This is a genomic window from Endozoicomonas sp. ALC013 (assembly GCF_049310205.1).
GTDB lineage: Bacteria > Pseudomonadota > Gammaproteobacteria > Pseudomonadales > Endozoicomonadaceae > Endozoicomonas.
In genome coordinates this window covers 1-3295 of the sequence record NZ_JBLYNS010000278.1, presented here as the reverse complement: position 1 = coordinate 3295, position 3295 = coordinate 1, and the positions used below count along the sequence as shown (strand labels likewise).

Genomic DNA, 3295 nt, shown 5'->3' with positions numbered 1-3295 from the left:
GCACAGGACCATAGGCCTGTGGCAGGATGGCTAACTTTGTCTTTATTTGCTCAATAACTCTTTGTATTGAATACTGGTTATCAAGCTTGTTCACCGGCATTTCAATAAACTCAAATCCTAATTTTTTATATAGGGCGATTTTCAACACAGTCGAACCATTCCTGGTTTTGAAATCACCACCCACGTAATGGAAAGGCCCCTGAACGTCGATCACAATGTTGCACTCTGGCAGTAGCAGGTCAACCGGAGGCAATGAGTTCAGACTCGTCTCTTCTTCAATTTTCAAAGACGGAAGGCTTGATCGGAGTTGATCGTGAAAAGTGGATTGTGATAGTGACGTGTTTGTCCGGTAATGGGGAACCACCGGACACGCTCTCCCCAGCCAACTTGTGACCATGGCAATAATGGATGGATCCTCGGTATTGCCAGTGGGTGTTTTTCCCAGGCAAGAAAATAGTCTACCTATGTGCTTTTCAAGTAAGTTTTTATTATTTTTACCGTAGGTCAGATAAAATCTGGCACAGAATGCCATGACTCCCCACAGAGACATCCATCTACCTTGATGAGAGAGCGGGGTGTTTTCGCTGATTTTGCCGACAAGGGAAGCTAACGTTGATTTAACCACTTTCAGATCAATAGCCTCACCCAGTTTTGCCACGGCCCATATCATGTTGGCGACTTCCTGTGGCTTGAATTGGTCTTTCTCTTCTTTTGATGTGGCTTTGGTTTGCACATGGGGCAATAATGCGACCACAGCCTCTTTGAACTTCGCTGTCTTCTCCAGCTTCAACCTGTTCTCCACCAGTTTCGCCAGGGCCCACAGCTGGTTGGCGATATGCTGAGGAGTAAAGAGGTCTGTCTCTTCTAATGATTCGGCTTTGGTTGTCACATGGGGCAACAGCGCAAACACGGCCTCTTTCAGCTTTGGTGTCTTCTCCAGGTCCAGTCCGTTCTCTACCAGTTTCGCCATGGCCCACAGCGAGTTGGCGGTATCTTTTGCGCTGAAGCGGTCTTTCTCTTCTTTTGCTCCGGCGTTGGTTTTCACACAGGGCAACAACCAGGCCACGGCCTCTTTAAGTCCGGGTGTCTTCTCCAATGTCAGTCCGTTGTCTACCAGTTTCGCCACCGCCCACAACAGGTTGGCGACTCCCTGTGGCCTGAAGTAGCCTTTCTCTTGTTTTGATTCGGCTTTGGTTTTCACATGGAGCAACAGCGCGGCCACCGCCTCTTTGAGCTTCGGAGTGCTCTCCAGCTCCAGCCCGTTCTCCACCAGTTTCGCCAGGGCCCACAGCTGGTTGGCGATCTGCTGAGGAGTAAAGTGGTCTTTCTCTTGTTTTGATTCAGCCTTGGTTTTCACATGGGGCAACAGTGCAGCCACAACCTCTTTGAGCTTTGGTATCTTCTCCAGCTCCAGTCCGTAGTCCACCAGTTTCGCGAAGGCCCACAGCTGGTTGGCGATACCTTGAGTGTTAAAGTGCTCTTTCTCTTCTTTTGATTCTGCTGTGGTTTTCACATAAGGCAACAACGCGGCCACGGTCCCTTTGAGCTTTGGAGTCTTCTCCACCCCCTTGTCCACCAATTTCGCCAGGGCCCACAGCAGGTTGCTGATATGCTGAGGAATAAAGTGGTCTCTCTCTTCTTTTGATTTAGCTTTGGCTTTCACATGGGGCAACAGCGCGGCCACAACCTCTCTGAGCATCAGTGCCTTGTCCGGCTCCAGCCCGTTGTCCACCAGTTTTGCCACAGACCACAGCAGGTTGGAGATATGCTGAGGAATAAAGTGTTCTCTCCCTTCTGGTGATTTGGCTTTGGCTTTAACATGGGTCAACAGTGCGGCAACAGCCTCTTTGAGCTTCGGTGTTTTCTCCAGCTCCAGCCCGTTGTCCACCAGTTTCGCCACCGACCACAGCAGGTTATTGATACCGTGTACATCAAGATCCCTGGCTTCAAGTGTTTGGCTGCAATTAAGTATTACTTGATCAAGTAAAGTGGACAGTAAAACAGCTTGAGTTTTCTTAACCCACTCTTCCGTGTATGTATGAGAAGTAAAAACACCCGCTGAAGTAAATGAATGAAACGTCGTCGTCAGACTTCGCCAGGTCCACCCGGGTGTCGCTTTAAAATCGTGCAACAAGGGTATCAGTTGGCGTTGTTCACTATGATTCAAAAGTCGTTTTGACGCTGAAGTGTATTGTTTGATTGAAAGAGCAAATTGACAGTGTTTTTTACCATCATAGTGATCACCATAATCAGTAGATATCTTCATCATGTAATCGATTTTTTCTGGTGTGATGAGAGCTTTGAAAGCATGAACAGGTTTTATTGAATGTCTTGGTGGATGGTCAGCAGAGCAGGCGTCAGAAGCATAAGATTCATTACTCTCCCGGACATAGGCCAGCGGCGCATCCAACTGTCTGACTGTGCCATGCCAGTATCGCCCACTTTTTGAAGAATCGGTACGATCATCCGGTTTTTTATAATCATTACCTGATGTTGCGCATTGCCAACTGACACCAGCACCGCTTCTGTCCATAATTATATTTCATTAATTCATGGGAAATATAAAAAGTAGACTACTCTATGGCATCGTCAGTCAGCCGTTTTCACTGACTTTTTTCTCCTCCTGTTTCTCTTTTTTGTTTTTTTGGTTGGCTCTTCTACATATTCTTCGGCGGTAAAATAACAGTCATCGGAAAATTCCCCTCCTTCATCGGCAGTAACGTATGCCTCATCTTCTGAACCCTCGCCGCTGTTATGTAACAAAGAGCCATAAGCCTCTGGCAGGACGGCTAACTTTGTCTTTATTTGCTCAATAACTCTTTTCATTGAATCCTGGTTCACAAGCCTGGTCACCGGGATTTCAATGACCTCAAATCCTGATTTTTTCAGCAGAGCAATTTTCAACAAAGTCGAACCATTCCTGGTTTTGAAATCACCACTCACGTAATGGAAAGGTCCCTGAATGTCGATCACCATATTGTAATCTGGCAGTAGCAGATCGACCGGAGGTAATGAGTTCAGACTCTTTTCTTCTTCAATCTTCAAAGACGGAAAGCTCGATTGCAGGTGATCGCGGAAGGTGGATTGAGATTGTGAAGTGTTTGTCGTGTAATAAGGGATGACTGGACAAGCTCTCCCAAGCCAACATGCAGCCATGGCAATGATGGATTGATTCTCTATACTGCCCGGGGATGTATTTTCCAGGCGAGAAAATAGTTCGCCTATGTGCTTTTCAAGGGAGTGTTTATCATTACTACCTGATTTAAGGTAAAACCTGGCGCAGAATACCATGACT

2 protein-coding genes are annotated in these 3295 nt (G+C 46.9%); both read right to left on the bottom strand.

The features are described from left to right. Nucleotides 1–2533: hypothetical protein (locus tag ACO6V1_RS23080; RefSeq protein WP_422468828.1), on the bottom strand; the 2533-nt coding region annotated here is incomplete at its 3' end. A gap of 56 nt (nt 2534–2589) precedes the next feature. Then, on the bottom strand, nt 2590–3295 hold a 706-nt coding region (locus ACO6V1_RS23075), incomplete at its 5' end, for an RAP domain-containing protein (protein WP_422468826.1).